A 337-nucleotide genomic window follows, 5' to 3' on the forward strand; every position below is an offset into this window, starting at 1 on the left:
CGCCGGGCAGCGGCACGCCGTCAGCGCCGTAGTCGTGGTACTCGAGTACGTCGACGTGGGGTGAAGCCCCCAGCAGCTGATAGTCACCGCCGGCCGACCCACATTGCCCGCCACCGAGCAGGCCTGCCCAAATTGGGGTGGACGGGTCCGCCGCCCGAACCTTGGCTCCGGCTTGGTCGAAGAAGTTCCGCAGGATCTGACCAGAGTCCGACGGGCACGTCCGGTTCTGCCAACTGCACGCAGAATCGCCGCACAAGCTCGTCTCGGGTTCGCCGACCAGTTCCCAACCGGCCAGCGCAGGCGACGACTTCCACCGGTTGACCGCGGTGGTCACCCA

General features: G+C 67.7%; 1 protein-coding gene. It reads right to left on the reverse strand.

Annotation, left to right across the window (positions count from 1 at the left end; genetic code table 11):
- Window positions 1-337, reverse strand: a 337-nt coding sequence (locus IO33_RS51960; protein WP_209439027.1) for a hypothetical protein, incomplete at both ends; no start/stop codon positions are given.

The sequence above is a fragment of the Streptomyces durhamensis genome, assembly GCF_000725475.1.
GTDB classification, from domain to species: Bacteria; Actinomycetota; Actinomycetes; order Streptomycetales; family Streptomycetaceae; genus Streptomyces; species Streptomyces filipinensis.